2 protein-coding genes and 1 tRNA gene are annotated in these 2,764 nt (G+C 67.9%); 1 reads left to right on the top strand and 2 read right to left on the bottom strand.

The window, feature by feature from the left end:
• Window positions 1-998: copper resistance protein CopC (locus VOI19_RS17660; protein ID WP_323794258.1), on the bottom strand; the 998-nt coding region annotated here is incomplete at its 3' end.
• A gap of 259 nt (window positions 999-1,257) precedes the next feature.
• A tRNA-Arg gene (locus VOI19_RS17655) sits at window positions 1,258-1,330 on the bottom strand.
• 225 nt (window positions 1,331-1,555) lie between these two features.
• On the opposite strand from VOI19_RS17655, the gene VOI19_RS17650 reads away from it, so the two are divergent.
• The coding region (locus tag VOI19_RS17650) for a phosphoenolpyruvate carboxykinase (GTP) (RefSeq protein WP_323794257.1) at window positions 1,556-2,764 on the top strand (1,209 nt) is incomplete at its 3' end.

Below are 2,764 nucleotides of genomic sequence, written 5' to 3'. Positions count from 1 at the left end.
AGCCGCGCGGTCGTGGAGGGCAGGCCGCTGTTGTCGACCCGGAAGGTCCGGGTCTCGGTCTCGGCGGCGTTGCCTGCAGTGTCGACGAGGTCGATCTCGGCGCGGTAGGCGCCGTCGGGCAGCGTCGCGGACGGCGAAGCGGTGACGGTCTCGCCGGCGACGACCACGTCGGCCTCGACCTGGGCGTCAGCGCTGTCGAAGAGCCGCACACTGCTGGTGTCGTCGAGGGCCTCCGAGGCAGTGACGACGTAGTCGAGCTCCGAGCCGGGGACCTCGGCGTCGTCGGCGGGGTCGGTGGCGACCACGGACGGGGTGGCGGTGTCCTTGATCATCGTGATCTCGGCCGTCGGCCCGTCGTTGACGGCACGGTCGCGGCTGCGGGCCGTGACGGTGAGCTCACCGTCGGCGAGCGTGGCGACGTCCGCGGCCTCAACGACGATGTTGAAGTCACGGGAGTCATCCGTTGCTTTGGTGAGCCCGTTGCTCGCGGTGACGGTCCGCTCGCCGTCCCCCACCGTCACGAAGACCGTGTCGGTCTTGGTCTCGGTGGTGCCGGAGATGACGAGGTCGCCGCTGTCGGAGAGGTAAGGGTCGACGGACGCCACGAGACCGGTCGGGGCCGGGGGCGTCACAGTGTCGACGACGAAGGTGTAGGTCTCCTCGTACGTCGGATCGCCGTTCGCGTAGACCCCCTCGAGCCCGACGGTGTAGACGCCGTCGAGAGCGCCGCCCGCCGAGGCGGACGTCGGACGGCACGCCACCACGTTGCTCTCCGGGAACGCAGGCGTCGGCGACGTCTGAACGCACGGAATCGCGCCGTTCGGACCGCTCAGCGCGATCGACGAGGCGACCGTGATGCTCTGCCGGAACACGATCCGCACCTGGCTCGGGAACGCGCGCACGTGCGACTCACGAGCGGGCGCGTACGCCGAGATCGGGTCCTCGTCTGCCGCCGACGCCGGCGTCACCAGAGCAATGGCGGGGAGAAGGACGCTCAAGGCGGCGACGATCGACAAGCGGGCGCGGTGAGGCACGGGTGAGGCTCCAGGGTCGGGGATGACGGCACGTGTCCCCCGCGGCGGTCCCGAGCGATCACGTGCGGCGCCGAGTGGTCCCGGCGAGCCGTCCGTACTGTCAGGGGAGACACCAGTCCAACTACGAGTCCCGGTTTTCGTTACGGCGCCGCTCGGCCGCCACCTCTGAGGAGCGGGAAAAACGGATCAGGCCCGGTCACCTGGACCGGGCCTGATCAATCGGTGCGCCTGTAGGGATTCGAACCCCAAACCTTCTCATCCGTAGTGAGATGCTCTATCCGTTGAGCTACAGGCGCATGTCCCGCAGCAGTGCCGCGAAGACTGGACGAGAATAGCCGAGGTCAGCCGCCAGGGCTAAATCGGGTGCGCATGCCGGCCGAGTGTGGCCTGGGTCACGAGTCGTTGAACGATCCAATAGGCCTGTCCGCAGGGGCGCCGTTACGCTCTCGAGGCGCCTGCAATGACGCCGCGCGATCCCACTGCTCCACGACTATCTCGTCGCGAGACCGAAGGACGATGGCATGACCGCCACGCAGGATGTTACCGAGTTCCCCACCACCCACCAGGGCATCATCGACTTCGTCACCGAGGTTGCTGAGATGACCCAGCCGGACGCCATCCACTGGTGCACCGGCTCGGACGAGGAGTGGGAGCAGCTCACCGCCGCCCTCGAGGGCACCGGGACCTTCACCCGCCTCAACCCGGCGATCAAGCCGAACTCCTTCTACGCCGCCAGCGACCCGATCGACGTCGCGCGCGTCGAGGACCGCACCTACATCTGCTCGGTCGACGAGAAGGACTGCGGGCCCACCAACAACTGGATGGACCCCTCGGAGATGAAGGCCAAGATGCGCGGGCTGTACGCCGGCTGCATGAAGGGCCGCACGATGTACGTCATCCCCTTCGTGATGGGTCACCTCGAGGCCGAGTCGCCGATGTTCGGCATCGAGCTCACCGACTCCGCCTACGTCACCGCCTCGATGCGCGTGATGGCCCGCATGGGCACCCACGTCCTCGACAAGATCACCGAGCTCGACGCCAAGTTCGTGCAGGCCGTCCACTCGGTCGGCATGCCGCTCGCCGAGGGCCAGGCCGACGTGTCGTGGCCGTGCAACGACACCAAGTACATCGTGCAGTTCCCCGAGGAGCGCACGATCTGGTCCTTCGGCTCCGGCTACGGCGGCAACGCCCTGCTCGGCAAGAAGTGCTACGCCCTGCGCATCGCCTCCGTCATGGCGCGCGACGAGGGCTGGCTGGCCGAGCACATGCTCATCCTCAAGCTCACCAGCCCCGCCGGTGTCACCAAGTACGTCGCCGCGGCGTTCCCCAGCGCGTGCGGCAAGACCAACCTCGCGATGCTCGAGCCGACCATCCCGGGCTGGAAGGTCGAGGCCATCGGCGACGACATCGCCTGGATGCGCATCGGTGAGGACGGTCGCCTCTGGGCGGTCAACCCCGAGTTCGGCTTCTTCGGCGTCGCGCCGGGCACCAACGAGCACACCAACCCCAACGCGATGAAGACCATCAACAAGGGCAACTCGGTCTTCACCAACGTCGCACTCACCCCGGACGGCGACGTCTGGTGGGAGGGCCTGGAGAACCCGCCGGCCACCGCGAAGTCGTGGAAGGGCGAGGACTGGACCCCGGAGTCCGACTTCCTCTCCAGCCACCCCAACTCGCGCTACTGCACCCCGATCAAGCAGTGCGACATCCTCGCTCCCGAGTTCGAC

Source organism: Nocardioides sp., assembly GCF_034670285.1.
Lineage (GTDB): Bacteria > Actinomycetota > Actinomycetes > Propionibacteriales > Nocardioidaceae > Nocardioides.
The sequence above is the reverse complement of the archived record's forward strand: the minus strand, read 5'-3'. Positions and strand labels throughout refer to the sequence as shown.